Raw genomic sequence first — 26,571 nt, 5'->3', positions numbered from 1 at the left:
TGAATCAACAATGCGCTAACCTCGCAATCGCACAAGTTCGTTTCGCCAAGAGGCGACCAATGGATCGGTCTCCACAGATTGCCCAGATTGCTTCACCGCTCCGAAATACCTATGCAAATTATGCTGTTTGTCAGCTTTTACTCCTTCAAACACTTTTCCAGTGCTGAGAGTGGCTAATGCTTTAACACCTAAATCTACCCCTACATCGGGATGCATCCACGTTAGGGAGCATCCTGGCTCTAAATCCTTGACCTCTACTTTGTAGCTGATAAACCATCTGTCAGCTTCACGGGAAATCGTACAAGTCTTGATAGGAACGGAAGGTACTTTCTCGTAAGTTTTCAGAATTCCTATTACCGGAACTTGAATTCTTTTCACTCCTTTTACTTTGATTGTCCCTTCCAAGGTAAAAGAATCCTGTTTCCCTTTCTTCTTAAACTTGGGTACTCCCTTTCGTTTTTCCAAGCCATCTTTCCATGCTACTCGCAACGCTCTTAACGCCATTTGCGGTGTGGATTTACTGCATTCGTAATACCACTTATTCTCAGGTTTAACTAGTGCAACTAGCCATTTATGCAATTCAATTGCGCTTGGGAATGGAATTTTATCGTCTGGGTTAACTTTATTGTGCTCTAGGAGCTGCTTGGTTAATCCTAATCCCCAGTTCCAGGCATGACGTGCAACCCCACAATGTTTTAACATCATTGTTCGTTGCCGATTATTTAGCTTTAGTTCGGTTTTAAATCCTAATAACATGGCAACGCTTTCATCCATTCTCGAATTGCTTGTGACTTGTTCGATCCTTGCGCTTCGGCATACTTTTCCAGCTTAGTTAGCTCTAGTTCGGTGAGTAAAACTTTCACCCATTTATCTCGGTGTACCATATTGCCCCTTTTCCTATGTAGTCATATCATGTCTATATTATGACTATCTCACCAGTCGAGAACACCGTATCTATCCCGAATACAAAATCAAAAAGCTCTGCAATTTTGCCGAGCCCTGCATAGCTTTGTATAGAGATTAAGTTACAGTTACTAGCCCTCCATTTGCGAATTGCAAGTTCGTTTTGGGCTTTGACGATCGCTACTGAGATGCGCCGATTTGTATGTTGAATGCGACGAGTTTTGAAAATGCGATCGCTCCTTACAAGAGTAGGAATGCTGCTTTTTACGATTTCGCGATCGCGGTGGCGATTGCTAAAAGCAAATTTTGAAGCTTCATGTTAAAAATGTATCGTGATTATTGAGGCTAAAGTTTTCGGTCTACTGATTGTGCCCTAATCAAGGAATGAGGGTTTCAGCTTTCTCAGCTTAATACATCCTCTCAGTACCCTCTAAGGGACTTCCAATTAAAAAATATTCCATCGCTTAGAGGGCAGGGGGAAAGAAAGTCGTTTTAATGGGCCTGAAATGGGATAATTTATTTTCTATGAGTCTCTAAATTGGATTGTTTGTCCAGATATATAACAACTAATTCTGACAATCCTCTGGGCCGCCCGTGTAAACAATCGATTGGTAGCGTCCTTGGTCTGTTTGGATTGTTACACAGTAGTTGGTTTTGCCTTCTAGCCAGTAGCTGTAGCCCGAATCATCACTCTTGACCCATCGATAGCCCCGTTTTTTCACTGCGTTTTCTGCCTGTCCTGCCCTTTCCCCCACTAAATCACTCAACTGAGGGACGGTAGTACCCGCTTCAGGCTGACGTCTAGCAGCAGCCCTACCATTTCTGTTACCTGAGTTTTGTCGATTGGCAGATGTATCCCAATAGACAAAAATCGACTCATTGGCGAGACGATAAATCTGTCCTCGATCGCCAAGTCCAGCTTGTCGATAGGCAGCATCACCATTTCGATCGCGATAATTGCCAGGTCGATTACCCACAGGGAGCAAGTCATAGCTACGACCATTTTCCAGTTGAATGCTAACCGCACCCTGACGTTGGGAAAAGGTACACCGACCAGAGGATGTGGCGCGATCTTCTCCTTTTGGGAACACATCGCAACGGGCATTCACGGTATCGGCTTTGACGGATACGGGAAAACTTATTGAAGCGATCGCCAGTGCTACCGCTAAAAACGAATTTGAAGATTTCATTCCCATAAAACTCCTAAGTTATGACAAAGATTATGACATTTGATATTATTTCAGAAATGTGCGTTTGCTAGTTAACACTTACAAAATATTTTTAAACTATTTCGTTTTGTCCCTCTAGGGATTAGAGATTAGTGCAAAATCCATGCATCTAAAATGGGGTATAAGTAGTATCGGAACAGAAAACCGAGTTAAGACGTATTACATGAAAATTACAGAAGTGTTCAAGCGCTGAAACTTTTGAATTCTCGTTAAGATATGACGAATGCGATTTCATGCATTGAGCTACTACACCCCTCAATAAAACCCTTATGCAATAAGGGTTTTAAGCTAAACACGGTTTTCTGTTCTAATGATACTTATACCCCAACACGGATTTGGCAAAAGCACAACTTCAGTCAGTTCCTCCTAAAAGAGGTGCTACAGACGGGTTGAATTAACCAATAGACATCTCCAGAAATTAAGTATGCGTTACCCAAAAGTCTCTACCATATACTTGTTAGAACAATTCTTGAAACTGGGGGGATAAAAACCGCCATTTTCCCTGTCCTAATATCTCCACAATTAATTGATGATAAGGAATTAAAGTAGGACGATGACCGACACTAATATAAGTAATATTCGACTCTCTTAATTGATGATAAAGATGTTTTTCATTGGCTACATCTAAAGCACTGGTAGATTCATCTAACACTGCATACTGAGGATTATGTAAGAAAAGTCGAGCAAACCCCAATCGTTGCTGTTCCCCTAAGGACAAAACATCTGCCCAATTGAGTTCTACGTCAAGACCCTCCACACGGGCAACTAAATCAGTCAAATTTACCTGTTCTAGAACCTCCTGTAGCTTTGTATCACTCACTTCTCGCTTGGTATGGGGATAGAGAATTTGATTTCTCAGTGAACCCAAGACCATATAAGGACGTTGAGGAATAAATAAAATCTCGGCGGTGTTGGGACGGTAAATATAGCCTTCGCCCGTGTTCCATAAACCGGCAACTGCTCGCAATATCGAACTTTTTCCTGACCCAGAAGCCCCCATCACTAAAATTCCCTCACTAGGAGGAACTTCTACTGAGAAATCTTCCACTAGCACCCGTTTTTGATCGGGAGTTTTTACCGTGACGTGACTGAGGGCAAAACGAGGTTCGATTAAGGTATCGATAACACATTGCGAAGGCGCAGGTTTTTGATTTTGGTGCAAATAATCGGAAAAAGTTCCTAGCCGTTTGATGACGGCAGCGAAAAGAGTTAATCCTTCAAAAGATCTTGCGAACCAACTAAAAACACTCACGATTGTTAAAAAAGCGGTAACAGAACGAGTCACATCGCCAAAGGTAACCTGCCCTGCGAAATATTGTGGGGCAAGAATGAGATAGGCAATAATCCAAACAGTAAAATTTAAACTATTATTGATTGCATCTAAGAGACTACTAGGAAGGATTTTGGCATGGAGAACGGCAAGTAATCGGAAGAACTTCGATTGAACCATTTCTTCTTCCTCTTCCTCTCCTTTGTAAAAAGCGATTGATTCGCTATTATTACGCACGTGGACTAAACTATAACGAAAGTCTGCTTGATATTGCAGGTTTTTGAAGTTTAGCGGTGTGAGAATCCGACCAATGAAAAAACTGACCAAGGTTTGAACCAGTGCCGTTAGAATAGCGACAAAAACGAGGTTTTTGTTGATACTCCAGAGAATATTGATAAAGAGAAAACCATTCAGAGCATAACTGCCGAGGGAAAGAGAATATGTGAGGGAACTGCTTATAAAAGACTCGATATCTTCGGAAATACGCTGATCGGGGTTGTCGATCGCCTTATTGCCGTTAATTTGATAAAAGGCGCGATCGGCAAAATAGCGATCGAGGAAATCTTTGGTCAACCACTCTCGCCAGTAGAGTTGCAGTTTATTTTGAATAAAATTCTCAAAAAACGAGAAAATAATTAACGCCAGTAACGTTCCCCCGAACAGGAGCAGAGAATGCTGAAAACTCTCTAATTGCTTATTGCTTAGTGCAGTGGTAAACTCTCCCTGATAACGATTCAGTAAAGCACTAGCGTTGTTAGCGAGGATGATAAAAAGAACGGCTGCTGCTAACAATCCCCATGCTCGAAACCGCTCCTGAGATCCCCAGTAGCGTTTAGCTACTTCCCAAAACCACCGTACAAATTGTTGTAATTGCTGAATTTTATCCACGATCTGTATTTAATGGAAAATGATTGGGGGTTAAATATTGTTAAGCTCAATTATGAGTGGCGCAAACAAGAATTCAAACAAGAAGGTTAAGACGAGCTGAATACACATACTGGGTAGAGTTACACCACCGAAAACATTAACATCATGGAGTAATGAAAATGCCATAGCACTTGCCAACATTGCTCTTAGAAATCGTTTTGTCGTTAAGAAACAAGGCAGGAGTCAATAAAGCCGCGAACGAGTAGGCTCGTCCGTTCGCGAAGCGTGCCGAAGGCATAAATTTGACTATCGACCTTCTCTCACACGAATTCTTTGACTGGGACAACGCCAACGCTGAGCATTATTTCTCCCGACATCAACGCATCCCTGTTCTCGCATAGCATCATCAGAAATACCATTTGGCTTATTAAACCGCCAACGTCCTCGGTCATCGGGTCCTGACACTGCTTGTATAGAGCGTCTGTTTCTACTCCATCCTCGATCGTATGTATTATATCTGTCTCTATCATTCGTATATACTTTAATTCTTTGACTGGGACAACGCCAACGTTGGGCATTATTTCTCCCGACATCAACGCATCCCTGTTCTCGCATAGCATCATCAGAGATACCACTTGGTTTATTAAACCGCCAACGTCCTTGCTCGTCCGGTCCTGATACTGCTCGTATAGAGCGTCGTTCTCTTTGAGAGATTAGTAAAGGATTTGCAATAGATTGCACGTTCTGTGCTGAAACAAGCAATTCAGGTGTTCCTAAATATCCGAAAGATGCAAATATTGGTAGGATAGCAAGAATTCGTTTGTAATACATTTTCATCGAAAAACCTCTGGAAGCGTGGAAACCAAAGCCCCCTCTCTTAATAGCGGGATGCTGACAGTTAACAAAGTGACGGTTGACATTAAGTATTCTCTGCAATATTTATTTACAATGTGTCCCATTTTGCACATACCTCGGCGGATACCCTACTGTATCAGGCACTCTCGATCGCCTCGGCATTTCGGCTGGAATCTACTCTAATTGACCTAACTGTGCTGCACCGCGCACCCTCGCAATCTCCGCACGCGCGGCTTTGGCTGCCGGACTATCGAGATTGTCCTTAGATGCAATTGCTGCTGCAAGATCGATCGCCGCATCGAGTATGAACCCAGCGCGTTTTGCCGCGTCAGGCCCGGATGAGGACTCGATCTCTCTCAGGTAAGCTCGCCGATTTCTCGGTCGGTTAGAAATCGCAGCCAGTTCAGCTTCTGTCACGATTCCGTTTGCAACATCGTCAGCCAGCAGGACGCGGACAAACTTGCGTTGACGCTGCTCGGAGAACCGCCACGCAAGCAAAATCGCAACCGTTCCAATGACGATGCCGATGGGCCCGAAGCCGATAAACCCAATAATGGCATCCCAACAGCCATGAGCCAGACAAGCCAACAGAAAGAAACCTATCAAAACCGCGAGCCGATGTCCGAACGAGCGATTTTTCGCTTCGAGGAAGTAGCCAAACCCCGTACCCGCAACCGCCGTGTAGAGCGAGTGACTCCAGAAACCGGTTGCTGTACGTACTACCAATAACTTTAACGCATCAGCAACCTGCTGCGATCCAAAGCTTGCGTCGGGGGCACCCACAATGTAAAGCACGTTTTCAAAGACCTGAAAGCCGAGACCCACAAACGCACCAAGCAGAAACCCGTCGTAGGCGTTGCGGACATGGTTGCGTGCTAGTAAAGAGAGCATGATAAGCCCGACGAATTTGGAGCTTTCTTCCACGATGGGTGCCGTGATGGCCGCACTCCAATGGCTATAAAAGTCTAAGCTGGCCAACTTCGCTATTAGGGATAGGATTGCATTATTGCCAGGAAACGCCATGACCCACACCGCTACTAGTCCGCCCCAGAGAAAGCCGAGCAGCGCGAGCTTGGCTGGCTCACGTTCATATCGGTCTTTGTGGGTGAGAAACCAGATCCAAGGCAGGCAATACAGTGCCTGAGACGAGAGGGCGATGAACAGAGCGGAGGGATAGATGGCCCTGCTCAACAAAAATCCGCTGAAAACATAGGTGCCTTTCAGCACGAGCAACCAATACAGGTAGCACGCCGGGTTGTGCGGCTGAAAAAATCGGACGGGATAGCTCCAGCCTGAACGATCGATGGCAGCCTTGCGGATTGTGTCCTCACCCTTTGAAGTGCTAGTCATGAATCGCCTTCCTTCGGTTTAAAAGTGATGCTCTTAATCATGTCAGCGATCGGTTGCTCCAGTTGTGTGGAGGTAGCGGCCGGGCCCTTCACAATCACTTCGACTCCCTGACCCTTGCCATCGACGTATGCGAGCAGTAGACCAGTATAGTCGGGGCCATTAATTCTCTTAGCTACTCCGGCAACCTTTTGTAGTGTTGTAACAGGAACTAATTTACCCTCGACAACAAATTCATTCTGGTCTTTCACGATCTGGTTGAGGAGTTCCTCGGCAGTTCCCTTCCAGACGCCGCTTTTGACGCTAAACGTGACGCCATCTTTGAAGACCACTGCGTTTGATGAACTCCCGACAGGGAATGGGGCCTTAGTTATTACCCAGCCTTGGGTCGGCGTAAAACTTACAGGGCCGACATTATAAGCTGTCCCTGCTAAAACCTCCTTGTTATGAACAGCCTCGTTGATGGCTGGCATGACTCCCGACCATAAAAACACCACAAAATAAACGCTCACCGTCGGCCAAATGAGCCGACGATCGAGTCCAAACAGTCGATATTCAACCGGTACAGGGGCTTCGTGTCTTAGGGGGGACATACAATTTTCCTTTTTGCGGTGCTAAACAGGGGTGAAGCAGATTCCGGGACGACTTCTCGAAAAACTCCAACACCGCTGCATCTTCAAAAGATGGTAAGTTTGTTACAAACCCAATAGCCTACTAGGCTAGAATCGGGTTCTGCTGCCGCCCCAATCGCCTGAGTTGCACTCGCCCCGAAACTTTTCAATCCCATCTATGGCGATCCTGCCGCTGCGCCGGTCGATATTGACACGCGGTTTATTTAGCTCGTTCATCCGGTATTTTCCCGTAATGCGATCGGGCGAGACCTGAAGGTCGTAGAGCGGCCACCATCCATTGTCACCGCCCGAATGGATCGGCGGGATAAGCTTTCCGGTTAGATGGATTTTTCCCTGTGAACCACGGATTTCGACCTGAACCTCGGAATCGAAGTCGCCAGTGGTTAACTCTACGCGATTACTTGCTTCATAGCGATGGCGGCGATCGTTCCATTCATATCCATAGCGATTTGCGACAGTCGGTTTGCGACCTTCACCATAGCAGATCAACGTCAGATTTTGGCCCGACGAGCTGCCATTGTCACTGTCAGATGTGCCTTGTTCCCGCAGGTAGCTATCGATCGCGGCCTGGGCTTTACGGATTTCTGTTGAACTACAGGATCGTCCTTGTTGCAGGATCTCTCCTTGAGGGTTAAAAAGGACTGTGCAGCCACTTCCCGATCTCATACCAGTCACACTCAGATTACCGTTGTCTAAAGTGTCAATCACTGCTTGAGCGTTAACAGGATGAGTGACTGTAAGAGTTAATAAACCCACAATAGTAGGGGCTAATATTCGCAGGCTTTTTATTGGTTGCATTGAGATTCTGGCTAATTTCAAGGGGCGTACTTACCAACACCAAGACGCTTGTTTAGTAAATTGGGGTTTGGCTAACGGCGAATCATAGTTTAGACATCGTTACGAAGGAAAAAAAAGTAACTTTAGAATTTCATAGTTCTGATTGAGCAACGCCAATATTTTAGACAGCTTCAAATTTCCCATGTTTTCTTATTTACCTCAAGTGCAGATAAATCAGTTAACTTACTTCCAGGCAAATTACCTGAAAACACTCTTATATAGGCTGTAGTTTTGGTAATCTCAAGATTGTGCAATATAATACTTCATTTGCTAAAAATTTTTTGTATTTTTATATACAAATCTTGTTTTTACTTACATAGGCATCTAGGGGTAAAAGTAGCGAAGAGAGATTTTGCCGCCACGCACAGCTTGAAAACCTTGCTGTGAGAGAGTTACAGAAATAAAACCGCTCTCATTCACCGCGCTAGGCATCACTTATCACTTAATTTTTATAGTCTATCTATCTTACGTTTTTTTTGGTTGACCTACTTAAAAAATCAATTGATTTTTTCCCAGTTCAAAAACTTCACTTACATCAGTGAAGCTGTGGCAGATATCTGGTAATATTTAGATTACATCCATTAAAACATCATATACGTCACTTAAGGCTGGAAACCACTTTTAAGCAAAATTAATATAAAAACAAGTTAAAATTTTCATTTAGAAATGAAAGAAGACAAAAATAAATCACTGCGAAAAAGAGGAGTAGTTCTAACTGCTGTCGGGATGAAGAGATTGCAAACTGCAATTTTGGAAGAAGAGAGACAAAAAAGAGGAGGTAAACGTTTTACACAAGTAGAATTAGGCGATCGCATTGGAATTTCTACCTCTAGTTTAAGCCGTTTATGGTCTTTGAATTCGAGGATAGATCCGCGTACCCTGCGAATCTGCTTTAGTGCTTTTGATTTAGTGTTGCATGAAGATGACTACACCCTCTATGATGCCAATGATATGGATTTTCTGCGGGAATATTCGCCAGAAGATAGACAACTGATAGATCGAGATTTATCTGAAAATTTAGTTGATGCAGATTTATTACCAGAAAGTGAATTGTCGGGGGAACAACAAACAATCACACCAAATACTGCACCATCTCAAATTGTTTCCGTCTTTCTCGGTGAAGAAAAAATTAAGAGTGAAATGACACTTAACAAACAGAGCGATTACAACGATGGAGCAAAGATTAGTGAATATATAAAATATCCCTGCGCTCCTTTATCTTTAGATTCTAAATTCTATGTTCCTCGTCCTCCATTAGAAGAACTAGCACATCAAGAAATTACGCAACCTGGATGCGTCATTCGCATTCAAGGTTGTCGAGGCATGGGTAAAACTTCTCTAATGTTGCGGATTGTAGCTCATACCAGAATGTTAGGGTATGAAACTGCAAAAATCAATATCGCTCAAGTTGATATTGATGTTTTGCGAAAACCTCAATTATTCATGCAATGGTTAGCTGCTAGTATTGCTCGTCAATTAGGCAGAGAATTTAATGCCGATAAACATTGGGACGAAGAAATAGGTAGTAAACTCAGCTGCACTCTTTATCTAAAAGAATGTTTGCTTGCATCTTTAGAAAAACCTTTACTATTAGTATTAGACGAAGTTCAGCGTATTTTTGAATATCCCGATCTAGCCAATGAATTTTTACCTCTGTTACGTTCGTGGCAAGAAGAAGCGCAACAGGATGAAGTATGGACAAAGCTGCGTTTGGTGATTGTTTATTCAACAGATGTTTATCTTTCTATTGAAATTAATCAATCTCCTTTTAACATTGGGCTACCATTGAAATTATCAGAATTTACTTCTGAGCAAGTAATTGAGTTAGCCAACCGCTATGGAATTGATTGGCAACAAAACAAGCAAGTGCATCAATTAATGGAATTAATCGGGGGACATCCAGCATTACTAAATATTACTCTTTATCACCTGCTCTATCATAAATTAACCTTAGAAGAGATTTTGCAAACAGCAATCACAGAAGTAGGAATTTATCGTCAACATTTACAAATTTTATTAAATAAATTACAAAAAAACACCCAATTATTAGATACTATGAAAATCTTTTTAACAAAAGATAAAAATATCGATTTAGATATGTTAACTGCCTACCAATTAGAAAATATGGGGTTAATTCAATTGCAACAACAAAAATGGGTAATTAGTTGCCAATTATATCGAGACTTCTTTAGAAAATATCTGATGTCGTAATTAAACAAAGTTCAGCTAATTATGATTTGCTATTATGAACAAAAGCACTTATAAAGTTGGTGGTTGTCTAAATGCTAATGCTGCTAACTATGTTAATAGACAAGCAGATATTGAGCTTTATACAGCCCTAAAAGCGGGGGAATTTTGCTATGTATTCAACTGTCGTCAAATAGGCAAATCTTCACTACTGGTACATACCAAGCAACGATTACAAAATGAAGGCTTTAGTTGTGCTTACGTTGATATTACGCAAATATATAGCCAAGAACTCACCCAAACACAATTTTATAAAGGGATAATTGTCCGCTTGCTGCATAGTTTTGGATTAGCTAAGAAAATCGATTTTGCAGCTTGGTGGCAAGAACAAACTGAGTTTTCACTCATACAACGTTTGGGCAATTTTATTGAAGATATTTTGCTAGTCAATCTGAGTAACAATCGGATTTTTATTTTCATTGATGAAATTGATAGCTTGCTGCAATTAAGCTTTGGCATAGATGATTTCTATGCGTGGATTCGGGCTTGTTATCAACAAAGAGTCCATAATCCTGAATACGAACGACTGGGTTTTGCTTTATTTGGAGTTGCAACTCCCTCTGATTTAATTCAAAATAAACTCAAAACACCTTTTAATATTGGTGTTGCTATTAATTTAGAAGGGTTTACATTAGCAGAGGCTCAACCTCTGGTAGTGGGATTAGAGCAAGTTGTGAACAATCCCCAAAGGGTATTTAAAGAAATTATTGCTTGGACTAATGGACAGCCATTTCTAACGCAAAAATTATGTCAGTTAGTGGTAATAACCAAGCAACAGCATTACAGCCAAAGGATGAATCTAGAAAGTAACAACGGCAAAACTAGCCTACCTTTGGAAATTGCACCAGGTAAAGAAGCAGATTGGATAGAGTGTTTAGTGCGATCGCAAATCATTAACAATTGGGAATCTCAAGACGAACCAGAGCATTTACGCACAATTCGCAATCGCCTGCTTTACAATACTCAACGCATTAGTAGATTACTCGGAATCTATCAGCAACTTTTACAAGCTATTCCCGTAGCAGCCGACGACAGTCGAGAACAGATAGAACTGCTGCTTTCTGGTTTGGTAGTTAAATATCAAGGATATTTGCAAATCCGCAATCGCATATATCAAGACGTTTTTAATCGGGAATGGGTAGAAGCACAATTAAATCAACTATGTCCCTACTATGAAACAGTATCAGCTTGGATTGCTTCTCAAAAACAGGATACATCCCGGCTTTTACGGGGACAAGCTCTAATTGATGCCCAAAAGTGGGCGCAAAACAAAAGCCTCAGCGATTTAGATTACCAATTTCTAGCCGCTAGTCAGGATGCAGAACAGCAAGAAATCCGGCGGCAATTTGCGGTGCAGCAAGAAAGCGAAAGGTTCTTTCGGCAACTAGCAGAAGCGATGCCCCAGATGGTATGGATTGTAGAGCCAGATGGTAGACTATCTTATACTAACCAGCATTTAAGTACCTTTTTGGGGCGATCGCATTCAAAGGTGACGGACTGGAAAAGCCTGGATTTGGTTCATCCTGAAGATCGCCCCAATAGCCTTGTCGCTTGGAAACATTCCCTAGAAACCAACTCACCCTATGAAGTGCAACTGAGAATACAAGATGTCGCGGGAAACTATCGCTGGTTTCTCAATCGGGCGATTCCCATCAAGGATGGAAGCGGACAGGTAGTCAAGTGGTTTGGCACCAGCACCGACTTAGATGATTTGAAACGACAAGAAGAATTCCGGCGACTGCAAGAAGTTGAAAAGCGACTGCAACAAGAAAAACGTGCCAGTCGCTTGCAAAAGTGGTTACTGGGGACTGTTAGTATTGCTTTCGTCGTCGCCAGTTTCTTGGGAATGTATGCCTTCGCTCAAAGACATCAAGCTACTCTCCGAGAAATTGAAGCGATCGCTAACGTCTCGGAAGCTCAGTTTGCCTCTGGAAATCGATTAGATGCTTTAGTCAGTGCCATCAAAGCCCAGACTCGATTGAGCAAATTAGCGGATGTGCCTGCTGAGTTACTTACCAAGGTAGATCGAGAATTGCGCCGTGCCACCTTTCAAGTCATTGAACGCAACCGCCTAAACGGTAAACAGGGAAAAGTGCGGGGTATTGCCATCACTGCCGACGGACAGACAATCGCTGCTGCTCACCAACACGGTAAGATTACTTTGTGGAAAAGCGATGGCACATTGGTAAAAGTACTTAGTGGTCACAAAGGAGAAGTCTTTGATGTCACCTTTACTCCCAAAGGCGATAAACTAATTTCGGCTGGGCAAGATGGCACTGTGCGACTGTGGAAGCTGGACGGTACACTGGTTAAAACACTCAACGGACATCAAGATTGGGTGCGATCGCTCGCCGTCAGTGCCAACGGACAATGGATTGCCTCGGCTAGTAACGACAAGACAGTAAAACTTTGGCGCATCGACGGCAGCTTGATTCGTACTTTTAAGGGACACAGCAGTGCAGTTTCAAAGGTGGCGTTTAGTCCTGTTGATGCTAACATCCTAGCCTCGGTCAGTGATGATAATACTCTCATCCTCTGGAATCTAGAGGGTAAGAAAATTCGGACACTGAATAATCCCATCGCATCCAAAAAAGGCAAAAACCGTCTGATGAGCGTCACTTTCAGCCCTGACGGACAAACTCTGGTAGCTGGAGACTGGATTGGTAATGTTATCTGGTGGACTGTCACTGGCACTTTAATGGAAACTGCCACAGAACACGACAGCAGCGTGGTGACTCTCGCCTTTAGCCCCGATGGACAAACCCTTGCTTCAGCTGGTTGGGATAACACAATTAAGTTTTGGAACAGCGATCGAACTGTCAATCAAACCCTGTATGCCCATATTAACGGTACATGGGAAGTAGCTTTCAGTGCCGATGGTCGTCGTTTGATTTCCGGTGGTGAAGACAACTTGGTGCGGCTGTGGCAGCGGCAAAGCGATATTCTCACTGTATTGCGGGGTCATCGTGCCTCTGTTTGGCACACGCCGATTAGCCCTGATGGGCAAACAATCGTTTCCTCTAGTGCTGACGGCACCATTAAGCTGTGGAATCGAGCCGGACAACTGCTCAACACCTTAACCCCGCCACCGGGACAGGTTTGGTCAGTGGATATCAGCCCAGATGGGAAAGCGATCGCCGCCGGTAGCGATGATGGTTCCTTGACTTTATGGACGATGCAGGGAAAACCCTTAAAAACGATCTCAGCCCATAACGCAACAGTGCGGGATGTGGTGTTTAGTCCCGACGGGCTAGAAATAGCTTCCATCAGTTGGGACGGCACAGCCAAACTCTGGAAGCAGGATGGCACTTTCATCCAAACCCTGAGTGAGTCCCTACCTAAAAACCGCGATCGCCTCAATGCTGGAACATTTAGCCATGATAACCAATGGTTAGCGATCGGCGGTCGAGATACGTTTCTTCGCCTCTGGCACAGGAATGCAAACGGGAAGTTTCCATCTCAGCCGCAATTTACCCTGAAAAGTCATAACGAGACTATTTGGGATGTCGCCTTTAGTCCTGATGGAAAGTTTGTTGCTACAGCCAGCGAAGACACGACAATAAAACTGTGGTCGTTAGACGGTAAATTAATTCGCACCATTCCCGCCCACACAGATCGGGTAAATGGTATCACCTTCATTCCCCCCCATTCTGGACTCCCCGACAACTGGGGCACCGTCTTAGCCTCTGCTGGTTGGGATAATAAAGTAAAACTTTGGTCGCTAGATGGCATCTTGCACGCTACTCTAGAAGGACACGAACAACGAGCATTGAATGTTGCCTTTTACCCCGTTACCCAGAACCAAGGAGCAATCCTAGCATCTGCCGGGTTAGATGATGTTGTGATTCTTTGGCAACTCGATCGCGTTTTAGATAGTAACCAGATATTGCACTCTGGTTGTATGTGGATAAAAGATTATTTGCGATCGCATCCAGATTTGAGCGATCGTCAATCTCTTTGTCAGGTTGAAAAAACGATTCCTCCAGCCTACTCGAATACATCCGGTTAAGCCTGTTAGCCAAAGAATTTCATCAAGACCTTGAGCCGAGATACGGATACTGTTGGCGAATTCGGAAAAGCAGGATACTAGCTGGTTACTTCAGTAATGAAACGATTGAGAGCCTTCTGAGCAGTTTTATACCCAGATGCCTGCTTACCCAGCTTCAGCGCATGATATTGTTGTAGCCAAACTTGACGCAAAACTTCTACTGCTGGCAGCTTTTGCAGATAAAGGTGGAGATGTTTCCGCATAGATGGCATCAAGTAAAAGAAAGCCATCCGTCCCAATGAGGATAGCCAATGCTTCTCGCTCTTGAGCAGTTTTGGGCAGTCGATAATCTTCACGCACGTTTTGAATATCGGTCGTACCACTCAGGAGGAGCCATGAATTTTAGCCAAGTTGGGTTAACTTCTGCTACAGCATTCAAAGCAGACCGCAGAGTTTCCCCTAGATGTTCTAATCGACTTAACTCTCTAACCACTGCCAGAATATGGGTGGAGTCGGTGCGCTGTTTTCCATGTAATACATCGTCTAGGGTTCTCTTCAAATGTTAAGTAATATTTCGCCAACAGTATCCGCCACTTGCTGTAGCCTGTGAAACCCGTCCACCGCAGTGGCTCCTCTGCTATCGTACTTCTGCCTTCATGTACTAGTATATTTGAACTGTCTCGAGATAATGAACTTTGCGTGTGTGAGTCATGTGAAACCTTAGGGGAACACAATCAAAATTGTCTTTATTAATTTCTGTAAACGGATACAATAGCTTTGTTGACAAATCAATTTTTTTTGAAATGATAGAAGTATACTCAATTTCAAAAAATGAGCCATGAAAAGGTCAGTGAAGTTGGCTTTTGCTTTACAGATATAGCAGCCCTAAATGAATGACAAACACCTCTTCCTTGTCCCCCTTGTTCGGACTCAAATAGGATTGCTATCTTAGCAATGCCTTTCAACCCATTTTGACCCAGACCATGGACACTGATAAAACAATAAAAGGAAATTTTGATGGGTACACACAATCCACGAGTTCAGACAACTCAAGTCAAAGCAGGGAGCAATCTCAGTTTTTTTGAAAAATACCTGACTCTTTGGATCTTTTTATGCATTATTGCAGGAATCACACTGGGAAGATTATTTCCTGGAGTAGCAGTGGCTCTAGATAGCATGAGCATTTACCAAGTGTCCATCCCAATTGCTGTTTGCTTGTTCTTCATGATGTATCCCATCATGGTGAAGATTGACTTTTCACAAGCAGCGAATGCCATTCGTGCTCCCAAACCGGTTATTCTCACCTTGGTAGTGAACTGGTTAATCAAACCCTTCACAATGGTAGCCTTCGCACAGTTTTTTTTAGGGTGGTTGTTCCGTCCTTTAATCGTTGGAACTGAAGTCATTCGCGGTACAGACGTTGCACTTTTTAATTCCTATATTGCGGGTACAATTTTACTAGGGATAGCTCCTTGTACGGCAATGGTATTAATGTGGGGGTATCTTTCCTATGGCAACCAGGGGCATACTTTGGTCATGGTAGCAGTGAATTCCTTAGCAATGCTGTTTTTGTATGCACCTTTAGGTAGATGGTTGTTAGCAGCAAATGATTTGACAGTACCGTGGCAAACAATATTTTTATCAGTGCTTATTTATGTAGGATTACCGTTAGTTGCTGGAATGTACAGCCGTTACTGGATTTTGAAGCATAAAGGGAGAGAGTGGTTTGAACGACGATTTTTGAAGTACCTCACGCCTATTTCTATTACTGCCTTGCTAATTACGTTGGTACTGCTATTTGCTTTTAAAGGAGAACTCATCGTCAACAATCCTTCGCATATCTTGTTAATAGCCGTACCGCTCTTTATTCAAACTAATTTCATTTTCTTGATAAGTTATGTAGCAGCGTTAAAGCTCAATCTTTTTTATGAAGATGCTGCACCAGCAGCCTTGATAGGAGCTAGCAATCATTTTGAAGTTGCCATTGCAACAGCTGTGATGTTATTTGGTTTAAATTCTGGTGCAGCCTTGGCTACAGTCGTTGGTGTTTTGATTGAAGTACCAGTGATGTTAATGTTAGTTGAGCTTTGCAAACGTACAGCAGCATGGTTCCCAAGAGACCCAGAAAAAGCAACTTTACGCGACCCCCGCTGTTTCACATTGACCAGCGAGCAGTAACCAGTGACCGGAGTTCAACCTCAGTTAGAAGCTTATTGTTGATTATGAAACGTATTATGTTTGTTTGCAAGAAGAATTCCCGTCGTTCCCAAATGGCAGAGGGATTTGCTCGCACTTTAGGATTTGGAAAAATTGCTGTAAACAGTTCGGGACTTGCAGCAAGTGAGGTAGACCCGATTACGGCTCAAGTTATGTCTGAAATTGGTATTGACATTAGCAATCAGACTTCTAAATCTTTAAGCGATTTCAATCCTCTTGATTATAATGCGGTGATTTCCCTTTGTGGTTGTGGAGTTAATTTACCCGAACAATGGGTCTTAAGAGACGTGTTTGAAGATTGGCAACTTGACGATCCAGAAGGTCAAGATATAGAAACCTTCCGTCGAGTTCGTGATGAAGTCAAGGAAAGAGTTGTGAAGTTAATCGCGTCCTTAAGTTAAATAACTCAACCGTTGCAGCAACTTTCCCTAAGTCTCAACCGGAGTTCCTCCCCAAAAGGGACTCCGGTGATATTTCCAAGTCATAATATCCAAGTGCTCCCTCACAAGTTCCTCAAGTTTTTGCTTTATAAAGAGAGTTAAAAAGAGTTTTCCGCCTTTAACCCAATTTTAGAGCGGTCACGGATGTTAAAAATGGAGGTACGACATCATGCACACAACTCCATATTCCAATAGCATTATCTATATACTAGTCAAAATCTGTGTTCTCTTGCTAGTTCTGTTCCTGTGTCTCGCAATTGTTGGAACTCCAGTTGCGATCGCATCATAAATAGGGAGCGAGTGGGAGATTGAATGAGGATTAGGGTGGAGGAAGTGTATTCCCCCACCCTAAATAGTCTATTAATTTAACAATTAAGCCAATATATGTAATCAATTTTGCGGAACTTTTAAGGCTCGCAGTACTGTTTGTACGATCGTTTGTCCTTCCTTGACAACTGCCTTAAGATTTTTTTAAGATTTTCCTCACAAGTGTCCCAAATTTTGCCCGTACTTTAGAAATTAAAGACATTCTAGTCCTTAAATCTAAACAATCTTTGGACACACAAACAAGGAATTGTAAGTTACAGCATTTTGCAGCCCCGGATTAATTAAAAAACCAGGGGTTGAAAAATTATGTCTGCCAGTTTTTATCTGCTTTTTTTCTCCTCAACAAAACTCATTCATATTTATGACTTCTCAATGGCTCGGTCAAAAATCATTAAATTCTTTACTAAGAAGCTTGCTCAATCTGAGAAACCGTCATTTATTCATTTGCGATCTTGTTATTTTCTCCATCACTCCTTTACTAGCACTATTGCTGCGTTTTGATGGCAATCTTGTTATCAAACCATATCTATTGGATTTAATCAGGATCTCCATACTATTTTTAACAGTTAAACTGAGCCTCTTCTGGATGTTTGGTGTTTACAGACGCTACTGGCGCTATGCAAGCATTGAAGAACTCTCGTTTCTTTCCATGTTGATGGTATTGGTCATCATTGTTCAAACTATAGTCTTTTATAGCATTCACCATATATTTAGTTTTGATACCAACACTCTGCCACGTTCGTTACCATTTATAGATGGTTTGCTTTCATACATCTCGATCGGCTCGCTGCGTTTTAGTATCAGAGTTTTGAAAAGGGTTCAACTAGAACATACATTTAGCCCGCAACAGAGGGTGTTGATTGTTGGTGCAGGTAGTGCAGGGGTTTCTCTAGTACAAGAAATGCAAAGAAATCCCCAACTGGGTTTTTATCCCATAGCTTTTATCGACGATCACCCCCAGAAACTACACGCACGCATTCGCGGTATTCCTGTTGTAGGAAATCACTACCAAATTCCCAGTATTGTGAAATCTCTGAATATCCATAAAGCGATCGTTGCTATGCCAACTGCTACAGGACAAATGATTCGTGAAATTGTGGATATTTGCAAAGCTGCAGGAATCCAAGCCAGCACTTTGCCAGGGATACATGAAATTCTCAATGGTCGCGTGCGAGTAGATAGCATTCGGGATGTAAGAATTGAGGATTTGCTCAGACGCGAACCTATTGAGACAGATATTCTCCAAGTTTCTCAATTTTTGAAAGGTAAAAAAGTACTAATAACAGGTGCAGGCGGGTCAATTGGTAGCGAATTATGCCGTCAAATCTTTAGAACGATGCCTGCTCAGATGATACTTATAGGACATGGTGAAAATTCCGTCTTCAATATCCAACAAGAACTTGAACAATTTATCCAACTTCTAAAGAAAAATGGTGTAGAACAGGGAGAAATCCCTTGTCTTATCACTTATATCGTTGATATCCGCTGTTGGGAAAGGTTGAAACAGGCTTTTGAGCAATTGCAACCTAATGTGATTTTCCATGCAGCTGCTCACAAGCACGTTCCACTTATGGAATTAAATTCACCTGAAGCGATCACTAATAATGTACTGGGAACGAAAAATTTACTAGACCTAGCACTGGAATACAACGTTGAACATTTCGTCATGGTTTCAACAGATAAAGCAGTGAATCCCACCAATATTATGGGAGCCAGTAAGAGGGTTGCTGAAATGCTGGTGCTGCAAACTGCAAAAGAAAGTGGCAAATCTTATGTTACTGTACGTTTTGGTAATGTTTTGGGTAGCCGTGGTAGTGTTGTTCCTACATTTAAGAAACAAATTGCAGTAGGTGGTCCAATCACTGTTACCCATCCTGAAATCCGTCGTTACTTTATGACCATTCCAGAGGCTGTTCAACTTGTTTTGCAAGCTGGGGTACTTGGCCATAGTGGAGAAGTGTTAATGATGAATATGGGTGAACCTGTAAAAATTGTGGATTTAGCAAAGGAATTAATTCGCTTGTCAGGATATGAGGTCAACAAAGATATTGAAATTGTATTTACGGGATTGAGACCGGGAGAAAAATTACTTGAGGAACTGTTTATTCCTGGAGAAGAGTACGAACCAACTCAACATGAAAAATTATTTGTTGTCAAAAATGCCAGTTGCATTATTCCTGAGAACTTGACTGTTACTGTAGAAGCGTTGTGTAAAGCAGCAGAAGAAAATGATGCCTCTGCTATCAAGTTTTTCCTGAAACAATTAGTAGCAGGATACACACCAGAATTCTTGTCGAATTATGGAGCCACAAGTGATTTTAACTCCAGTCCTGTACCAACAGCGCAAAGTGTAAACGATTTAGTTCTCAAATTAACGGGAGCTTAGTTTTCATAAAGTAAATTCCTGTCACTCTTTTTTCTCGTTCAAAACATAACTTTTACAGCTTGGTTGAAATAAGTGATAAATTATTTTTTACAAAAGATGAATTCCTTTTTAAAAATATCTCAGCAGTTCATGCAAAAGCTGACTGACAAATTGTTGTGCCAATTACTGAAGCTGAGAAACTGCCATTTTTTGATTTTTGATGTGATAATTTTTTTAATAACACCATTGCTAGCGCTGTTCTTGCGTTTGGATGGTCATCTCGTCATAGCACAATATATACCGGAACTCGTAAAAGATACAATACTGTTTTTAATCATCAAAGTTTGTGTATTTTGGAGCTTTGGTTTTTACAGACATTACTGGCGGTATGCCAGTATTGAGGAACTGACATATATAGTTATGCTAGTGTCGGCTACAGTAGTGATTGAAACTTTGTTATTTAATCTTATTCAAGATATACCTTATGTTCCTGCAGACAAACTACCACAATCACTGCCATATATCGATGGTTTGCTTTCATGTATTTTCATAGGAGCACTGCGTTTCAGTCTGAGGGTTGTGGAAAGAACACACCAGAGATATGCATTATCTAACTCACAAGAGAGAGTATTGGTTGTTGGTGCTGGTAATGCAGGGCTTTCTCTAGTACAAGAAATGCAAAGAAATCCCCAACTGGGTTTTTATCCAGTGGCTTTTATTGACGACGATCCTCAAAAATTACATACCCGTATTCGTGGGATACCTGTAGTTGGCGATCGCAACCAAATTCCTGAGGTTGTGAAATCTCTACACATCCATAAAGTTATTATTGCAATGCCGACAGTTGCAGGACATGTGATTCGGGAAATAGTCAATATTTGCAAAGTGACTGGAATTCAAACAAACACTTTACCAGGCATACATGAAATTCTCAATGGTCGCGTCAGGTTAGATAGTATTCGAGATGTCAGAATTGAGGATTTACTCAGACGCGAACCCATACAAACGGAGATTGCAAGAGTTTCCAGCTTTTTAAAAGGAAAAAAAGTCCTGATTGCAGGCGCAGGTGGGTCAATTGGTAGCGAACTTTGCCGTCAAATTTTCCAGTGTTCCCCAGCAGAAATGATACTTTTGGGACACGGAGAAAATTCTGTGTTTAACATTCAACAAGAATTGCAACAACTCGTGCAAGTCATAAAAAATGATGGTAAAGTCCAAAAATATATACCTCGTGTCTTTGAGTTCATTAGTGATATCCGCTCTTATAAAAGACTCAAATATGCTTTTGAGAAATACCAACCAGACGTCATTTTTCATGCTGCGGCTCACAAACACGTTCCTTTAATGGAATTAAATCCATCAGAAGCAATTACTAACAATGTACTGGGAACGAAAAATTTACTGGACTTAGCACAGCAATATGATGTGAAAAATTTTGTGATGATTTCCACAGACAAGGCTGTGAATCCCACCAATATCATGGGAGCAAGTAAAAGAGTTGCAGAAATGTTGGTGCTAAAAGCTGCTAAAGAGAGTGGAAAGCCTTATGTCGCTGTCCGTTTTGGTAATGTTTTAGGCAGTCGAGGTAGTGTGGTTCCTACTTTTAAAAAACAAATTGCCGCAGGGGGTCCAGTCACTGTTACTCATCCCGAGATCCGTCGTTATTTTATGACCATCCCCGAAGCCGTTCAACTCGTGCTGCAAGCTACAGTCATTGCTCATAGCGGTGAAGTGTTAATGCTGAATATGGGTGAACCTGTGAAAATTGTTGACTTAGCAAAAGAACTGATTCGTCTTTCTGGATATGAAGTCAACAAAGACATTGATATTGTATTTACTGGGTTGCGACCGGGAGAAAAGCTATTTGAGGAGTTGTTGATTCCGGGAGAGGAATACAAATTAACCGAACATGAAAAACTGCTGTTGGTAAAAAATGCCAGTCGGATGATTCCAGATACTTTAGAACTCATGGTAGAAAGTTTGTTTAAAGCAGCAGACAAAAATGATGTGAATAATATTTTGTTTTTACTAGAGCAGGTAGTACCGGGATACAAAGACGAATATTTACAAAATAAAGGAGCAGAAAATATGGTAAAAAGTATTGCTTTTAAGTCACAGCTAGCTGTGAATAGGCTGGAAAAAGTGCAAACAAGAAGTGCGTAATGAGGAGAAATATAAGAACTTGTGAAGAGCCGTTCAAACTCACTCAAAGAGTTTGCTAAAGTTAGGAGGTGATACAGTCATGGAACAAATTAAGCCACTCTCATTACGTCACAACTTTTCTTGGACTTTCATTGGTAATGCGATCTATGCAGCTTGTCAGTGGGGGATGCTAGTGGTGCTTGCGAAACTTGGTAGCCCAGAAATGCTGGGACAGTTCACTTTGGGATTGGCAATTACCGCACCTGTCATCATGTTTACAAATCTCCAACTGCGAATCATACAGGCGACGGATGCTAAACGCCAGTATCTCTTTGGAGACTACCTGGCTTTGAGGCTCATCTTTACAGGATTAGCACTTTTCTTGATTGTGGGAGTCACTTTTACAGCAGGATATCGTTGGGAGACATCACTCATTATTTTGTTGATAGGTTTGGCAAAAGCTTTCGAGTCTATCAGTGACATATTTTACGGGCTAATTCAGCAACACGAACGTATGGATCGCATTGCGATATCAATGACGATCAAAGGACTGTTATCGCTGTGCTTCCTCAGCCTTGGGGTTTACATAACTGGTAATGCTTTATGGGGAACAATCGGTTTGGCTGTAGCCTGGGCGATAGTCCTAGTCAGCTACGATATCCAGAGTGGCGCATTGATGCTTAAGGGCTTACCAAAAACACTGCAAAGTGAGATATCTGGAATTCGTGATTTGTTTGTGGTAATCAAACCCCGGTGGCATTTGGAAACCCAACGGCAACTCATAGCTCTCTCCTTACCTCTCGGTATTGTGATGATGCTGATTTCGCTAAACAGCAATATTCCTCGCTATTTTATTGAGCGGTACTTGGGAGAGAGGGAACTTGGCTTTTTTGCCGCTGTGGCCTACCTTATGGTCGCAGGAGGCATAGTGGTCAATGCGCTGGGAGAGTCAGCTAATCCACTATTGGCTAAATATTATGTTGCTGAAGATAGCGCAGCTTTTCGGTCTCTTATGTTCAAGCTGCTCTTAATAAGTGTTTTGTTAGGTGGAGCGGGTGTCCTAGTCGCTTTGGTTGCAGGTAAGCAAGTTCTTTCCCTTCTCTATCAATCTGAATATGCCAAGTATGCAGATTTGTTTGTTTGGCTGATGTTAGTTACAGCCATCAACTATATGTCCTCGTTTCTCGGTTATGGAATGACAGCAGCTCGGTATCTTCGTATTCAAATACCTATATTTGTTGTAGTCACAGCTATCTCAGCTATAGTTTGTTTCTGGTTAATCCCAACGATGGGACTTTTAGGAGCAGCGATCGCGCTTTTGCTGTCAGGGGTTGTCAAAGTGATTATTAGTTCGGGGGTCATTATTTATGCATTACACAAACTCCAAAAACATTGATACATCAAAACCAAAGTCTAAGTTAGTCAAACCGATAGAAAAAAATATTCGTATTCTCCATGTCGTTGGTGCAATGAATCGAGGTGGTATTGAAAACTGGTTAATGCAGGTCTTGCGCCATATTGACCGCGAGCGATTTCAAATGGATTTTCTGATGCATAGCACCGAAGCTTCTGCTTACGATGAAGAAATTCTCTCTCTGGGTAGTCAAATTATTCCCTGCTCCGATCCCTCACAACCAAGGTTGTATGCTCTCAAGTTTCATCGGATTTTGCGTGAATATGGTCCTTATGATATTGTCCACAGTCATCTTTCTCACTTCAGTGGTTTTGTTTTGTACTTAGCACGGCAAGCAGGCACACCAATACGCATTGCTCACAGCCATTCTAATAGCTCGGCACTAAAAGCAAACAAACACTGGTCTCGCCATTGCTATTTAACTTTCATGAAATTTTTGATTGCCCGTTGTGCTACTATTGGTTTAGGATGCAGTCCACTTGCAAACGCAGATTTATTTGGTGCTAACTGGAAAACAGATCCCCGATGGCGACTTCTTTATTGTGGTATCGATCTGACTCCATTCCAGAAATCTATTGATGCCGTTCGGGTTCGTGCTGAATTCAACTTACCATCGGATGCTTTTGTCGTCGGTCATGTCGGACGTTTCGACCCACAAAAGAACCACCAGTTTCTCCTAAAAATTTTTGCAGAGACTGTCAGACGCGTACCGCAGGCATACCTCTTGCTCGTAGGTGAAGGTATTATCCTACCAAAAATCAAACAGCAAGCCTGCGATCTTGGTATTGCCAACCGTGTGATATTTACTGGAAGTCGGTCTGATGTTCCCAGACTGATGAGGGGTGCTATGAATATATTTCTCTTTCCCTCCTTGTGTGAAGGATTGGGTTTGGTATTAATCGAAGCCCAAGCAGCCGGACTACCCTGTATCTTTTCTAATGTGGTTCCAGAAGAAGCAGATGTGGTCAAGCCACTTTTGAAGCGGCTATCTCTGTCACAACCAGTTTCAGATTGGGTAAATGAGGTTTTAGCTTGCCACAATCAAATATCTAACGTTGCTCAAACTGAAACTTTAAAACTTGTAGCAGCTAGCCCTTTCAATATTGAAACTTCAGTGATGCAATTGGAGAAGATTTATCAAACTGAGGTTGCTAAAAATAAGTCATCCTATGCAAATACAAGAGTGTTTATTCCAGAACTTATGTAGATAGTGTTAATGATTTCTTTGAAAGTTCATTTTATATATCTTTATTAACACTTAATTTTAGTGTAAAGGGCTCGAAAAAACGTCAACTCTCTCAATCTTGAATACTTTGATATTGATTTAAGAGGAACTTATGACGGCTTCTGTCAGCACAATTATTCCATGTTACCGTTGTTCTAAAACAATTTATAGAGCAGTTGATTCTGTCGCTAAGCAAACTCTTCTTCCGGCTGAGGTTATCCTTGTTGATGATGGAAGCGGCGATGAGACTCTACAGGTTTTGTGGCAGTTACAACGGGATTATGGTAAAGACTGGATTAAGATTATTGCATTAAAAGAGAACTCTGGTGCTGCTGTTGCTCGCAATACAGGTTGGAATGCAGCATCCCATAAATACATTGCTTTCCTTGATGCTGATGATGCATGGCATCCAGATAAGATTGCTATTCAATTTTCTTGGATGCTTGACAATCCTGAAATTGTCTTATCTGGACATCGTGCTGTTGTGCATAACACAAAAGCTCAATTAAATTATGAACCCATACCATCTAGCATCAAAATCAATCGTATAGGGAGACAAAAAATTCTATTCTCCAATCGTTTTAGTACTTCTTGTGTAATGATAAAGCGGGCTATTCCGCAGCGTTTCAACCCTGCTTTTATTTACTCTCAAGATTATTTATTATGGTTGGATATCATACTAGCAGGCGGTCGGGCTTGCATTCTCAGTTTTCCTGTATCTTATTACTTTAAGGCTTTCTATGGTGCGGGAGGGCAGACAAAATACCTTTCCAATGGAAAAGCAGGCGAACAAAAAATTTATCAAACTTTATTGACCTCTAGAAGAATTACATATCTAGAGTGGCAGATTATTTCTTTATGGGCTTTAGCAAAGTATTACAGGCGCGTGTTGATTTGTTCGGCACAAAATTTGCATGACTCTTTGTCCAGGAGTTTGATAAATGAGGTTTGCGATAGTTAAGCGTTTAAATTGATGTTACATTATAGAAGAATAGTATTGACATGAACACACTCGAAAGTATCTGGATTGCAATTGCCATCGCATTGACAAATGCCACTCAGGTTAGGATGGCAAGTTTTCCCCTTGGGATTGGTGAAGTCATGATATTGATTTGGCTCCTCTTTTTATTAAAGAGAATAATAATTTGTCAATATCACTTTATGACGTCTCTTGTGAAAGTCAACTTTTGGTTTTGGCTGTTGACGTTTAGTTTTCTAAATTTAGGTTTGTTAATAGCTGATGCTATGGGATTAAAAGCCTCTAAGATCGACCATGACTGTTTGGCGTTTCTCTTTATAGCTATTACATCAATTGGTTTTTCACTATCAGAAACCTTTTATCACGAAACCAAAAAAATTATTTTTTATTTTCTTTCCTTCACATTAGTGTTTTTATTTATAATCTTTTGTTTTCCTTCTGTCACTCCATTCCTCGACTCTTGGTATGGTGGTGTGCGATTTACAGGTTGGGCTGAAAATCCAAATCAGTTAGCTTTATTATTAAGTGCGATTCCTTTCTTGATTTTACATATTTTAAGTATTTCTAAAAATACAATTTTAAAAGCATGGTACGTTTTGTTACTGATTGTTTGTTTAATCTTAGGTAAGGCGACAGACTCTGATGCCATGTTAGTCTCATGGGTAGCAGGATTCGGAACCTTGTTTTATTTAATTATTATAAATTTTTTGATTAATTTTTTTACTAAAAAAATAAAAGCCGACATCAAAAGAATATATCAAAAAATTCTAGGAATATTTTTCATAATGATATCAATGGGAGCCATAAGTATTATACATCAAACAATTTCTTCACTATCAACAAATGTCTATGATAAAGATAGTCAAGGAAGCGCACGCATGACACTATGGAAACATGGAATTACTGCCATCTCACACTCCCCTTTGTTTGGTCTTGGACCTGGTGCTCATTCAGGTGAAACTGGTCCATTTTTGGACTTTGAGGCTCATAATACTTTTATAGATTGGGGAGCAAGTACCGGAATCATGGGACTCATAGCTTATGTAAGCCTTCTAGCATGGATAGCTTGGAATGCATGGCAGCAAAAATACATTTTCTTGTTCGTTGCTGTGATTTCGTTAGCTGGATTTAGTACATTTCACTATGTATTGCGACATCCTATTTTCTGGTTTTATTTACAAGTCATAATGACTTTAAGTCAAAAGCCATCAAAGTCTTTCCAACCCATCTTAGTAAAGGGTTTTAATCCCCACTTTTAAGAAGAACGAGAAAGTTTTGCGTCATAAA

Annotated in this window: 18 protein-coding genes and 1 pseudogene; 10 read left to right on the top strand and 9 right to left on the bottom strand. The window is 41.7% G+C overall.

Going from position 1 to position 26,571, the window contains the following annotated elements; genetic code table 11:
* Nucleotides 1–15 precede the first annotated feature (15 nt).
* The 8 genes from AB0756_RS34505 to AB0756_RS34470 all read right to left on the bottom strand — a co-directional run bounded on the left by AB0756_RS34505 (nt 16) and on the right by AB0756_RS34470 (nt 7,901).
* Nucleotides 16–774: an RNA-guided endonuclease InsQ/TnpB family protein gene (locus tag AB0756_RS34505; protein ID WP_082051640.1), complete on the bottom strand. Its 759-nt coding sequence runs from the start codon at nt 772–774 to the stop codon at nt 16–18.
* On the bottom strand, nt 747–884 hold the full coding sequence (locus AB0756_RS34500; RefSeq protein WP_162002295.1) for a hypothetical protein: 138 nt from the start codon (nt 882–884) through the stop codon (nt 747–749). Before AB0756_RS34500 ends, AB0756_RS34505 begins: the two co-directional genes overlap by 28 nt.
* 585 nt (nt 885–1,469) lie before the next feature.
* On the bottom strand, nt 1,470–2,093 hold the full coding sequence (locus AB0756_RS34495; RefSeq protein ID WP_038086573.1) for a hypothetical protein: 624 nt from the start codon (nt 2,091–2,093) through the stop codon (nt 1,470–1,472).
* Between the two features lie 496 nt (nt 2,094–2,589).
* A complete protein-coding gene (locus AB0756_RS34490) occupies nt 2,590–4,290 on the bottom strand; it encodes an ABC transporter ATP-binding protein/permease (RefSeq protein WP_050045461.1) in 1,701 nt (566 codons plus the stop codon).
* A 285-nt stretch (nt 4,291–4,575) separates the two neighbouring features.
* Nucleotides 4,576–5,106: a hypothetical protein gene (locus tag AB0756_RS34485; protein ID WP_137986191.1), complete on the bottom strand. Its 531-nt coding sequence runs from the start codon at nt 5,104–5,106 to the stop codon at nt 4,576–4,578.
* 192 nt (nt 5,107–5,298) lie between these two features.
* The gene (locus AB0756_RS34480; RefSeq protein ID WP_038086487.1) at nt 5,299–6,474 is read right to left on the bottom strand and encodes a PrsW family intramembrane metalloprotease; all 1,176 of its coding nucleotides are present in this window, start codon (nt 6,472–6,474) and stop codon (nt 5,299–5,301) included.
* Nucleotides 6,471–7,064, bottom strand: a complete 594-nt coding sequence (locus AB0756_RS34475) for a hypothetical protein (protein ID WP_038086484.1) — start codon at nt 7,062–7,064, stop codon at nt 6,471–6,473. The genes AB0756_RS34480 and AB0756_RS34475 overlap by 4 nt, the downstream gene beginning before the upstream one ends.
* 126 nt (nt 7,065–7,190) lie before the next feature.
* Nucleotides 7,191–7,901, bottom strand: a complete 711-nt coding sequence (locus AB0756_RS34470; protein ID WP_050045462.1) for a hypothetical protein — start codon at nt 7,899–7,901, stop codon at nt 7,191–7,193.
* A gap of 705 nt (nt 7,902–8,606) precedes the next feature.
* Between AB0756_RS34470 and AB0756_RS34465 the strand changes: the two genes are divergently transcribed.
* Together AB0756_RS34465 and AB0756_RS34460 are read left to right on the top strand one after the other, a co-directional pair.
* Nucleotides 8,607–10,151, top strand: a complete 1,545-nt coding sequence (locus AB0756_RS34465) for an AAA-like domain-containing protein (protein WP_038086481.1) — start codon at nt 8,607–8,609, stop codon at nt 10,149–10,151.
* A gap of 34 nt (nt 10,152–10,185) precedes the next feature.
* On the top strand, nt 10,186–14,196 hold the full coding sequence (locus AB0756_RS34460; RefSeq protein ID WP_050045463.1) for an AAA-like domain-containing protein: 4,011 nt from the start codon (nt 10,186–10,188) through the stop codon (nt 14,194–14,196).
* Nucleotides 14,197–14,354: 158 nt separating this feature from the next.
* On the opposite strand, the pseudogene AB0756_RS40075 reads toward AB0756_RS34460, so the two are convergent.
* A pseudogene (locus AB0756_RS40075) lies at nt 14,355–14,704 on the bottom strand (IS5/IS1182 family transposase); the annotation flags it as partial.
* A 488-nt stretch (nt 14,705–15,192) separates the two neighbouring features.
* Here AB0756_RS40075 and arsB point away from each other — a divergent pair.
* The 8 genes from arsB to AB0756_RS34410 all read left to right on the top strand — a co-directional run bounded on the left by arsB (nt 15,193) and on the right by AB0756_RS34410 (nt 26,543).
* A complete protein-coding gene (gene arsB, locus AB0756_RS34445) occupies nt 15,193–16,353 on the top strand; it encodes an ACR3 family arsenite efflux transporter (RefSeq protein WP_038086478.1) in 1,161 nt (386 codons plus the stop codon).
* 44 nt (nt 16,354–16,397) lie between these two features.
* Complete coding sequence (gene arsC, locus AB0756_RS34440; protein ID WP_202048694.1) at nt 16,398–16,793, top strand: arsenate reductase, glutathione/glutaredoxin type; 396 nt, start codon at nt 16,398–16,400, stop codon at nt 16,791–16,793.
* Nucleotides 16,794–17,520: 727 nt separating this feature from the next.
* Complete coding sequence (locus AB0756_RS34435) at nt 17,521–19,545, top strand: polysaccharide biosynthesis protein (RefSeq protein WP_038086473.1); 2,025 nt, start codon at nt 17,521–17,523, stop codon at nt 19,543–19,545.
* Between the two features lie 96 nt (nt 19,546–19,641).
* Nucleotides 19,642–21,687, top strand: coding sequence for a polysaccharide biosynthesis protein (locus AB0756_RS34430; protein ID WP_038086470.1), 2,046 nt, complete (start codon nt 19,642–19,644; stop codon nt 21,685–21,687).
* Between the two features lie 79 nt (nt 21,688–21,766).
* Nucleotides 21,767–23,062: an oligosaccharide flippase family protein gene (locus AB0756_RS34425; protein WP_038086559.1), complete on the top strand. Its 1,296-nt coding sequence runs from the start codon at nt 21,767–21,769 to the stop codon at nt 23,060–23,062.
* Nucleotides 23,034–24,287: a glycosyltransferase family 1 protein gene (locus tag AB0756_RS34420; protein WP_082051641.1), complete on the top strand. Its 1,254-nt coding sequence runs from the start codon at nt 23,034–23,036 to the stop codon at nt 24,285–24,287. The genes AB0756_RS34425 and AB0756_RS34420 overlap by 29 nt, the downstream gene beginning before the upstream one ends.
* A 130-nt stretch (nt 24,288–24,417) precedes the next feature.
* Complete coding sequence (locus tag AB0756_RS34415) at nt 24,418–25,266, top strand: glycosyltransferase family 2 protein (protein ID WP_050045464.1); 849 nt, start codon at nt 24,418–24,420, stop codon at nt 25,264–25,266.
* A 41-nt stretch (nt 25,267–25,307) separates the two neighbouring features.
* Entirely contained in the window at nt 25,308–26,543 is a 1,236-nt protein-coding gene (locus AB0756_RS34410; RefSeq protein ID WP_038086467.1) for an O-antigen ligase family protein, read from the top strand.
* Nucleotides 26,544–26,571 lie beyond the last annotated feature (28 nt).

It is taken from the genome of Tolypothrix campylonemoides VB511288_2 (assembly GCF_045999855.1).
Lineage (GTDB): Bacteria > Cyanobacteriota > Cyanobacteriia > Cyanobacteriales > Nostocaceae > Scytonema > Scytonema bouteillei_A.
Note: the sequence above shows the minus strand (reverse complement) of the source record. Positions and strands in the feature narration are given on the sequence as shown.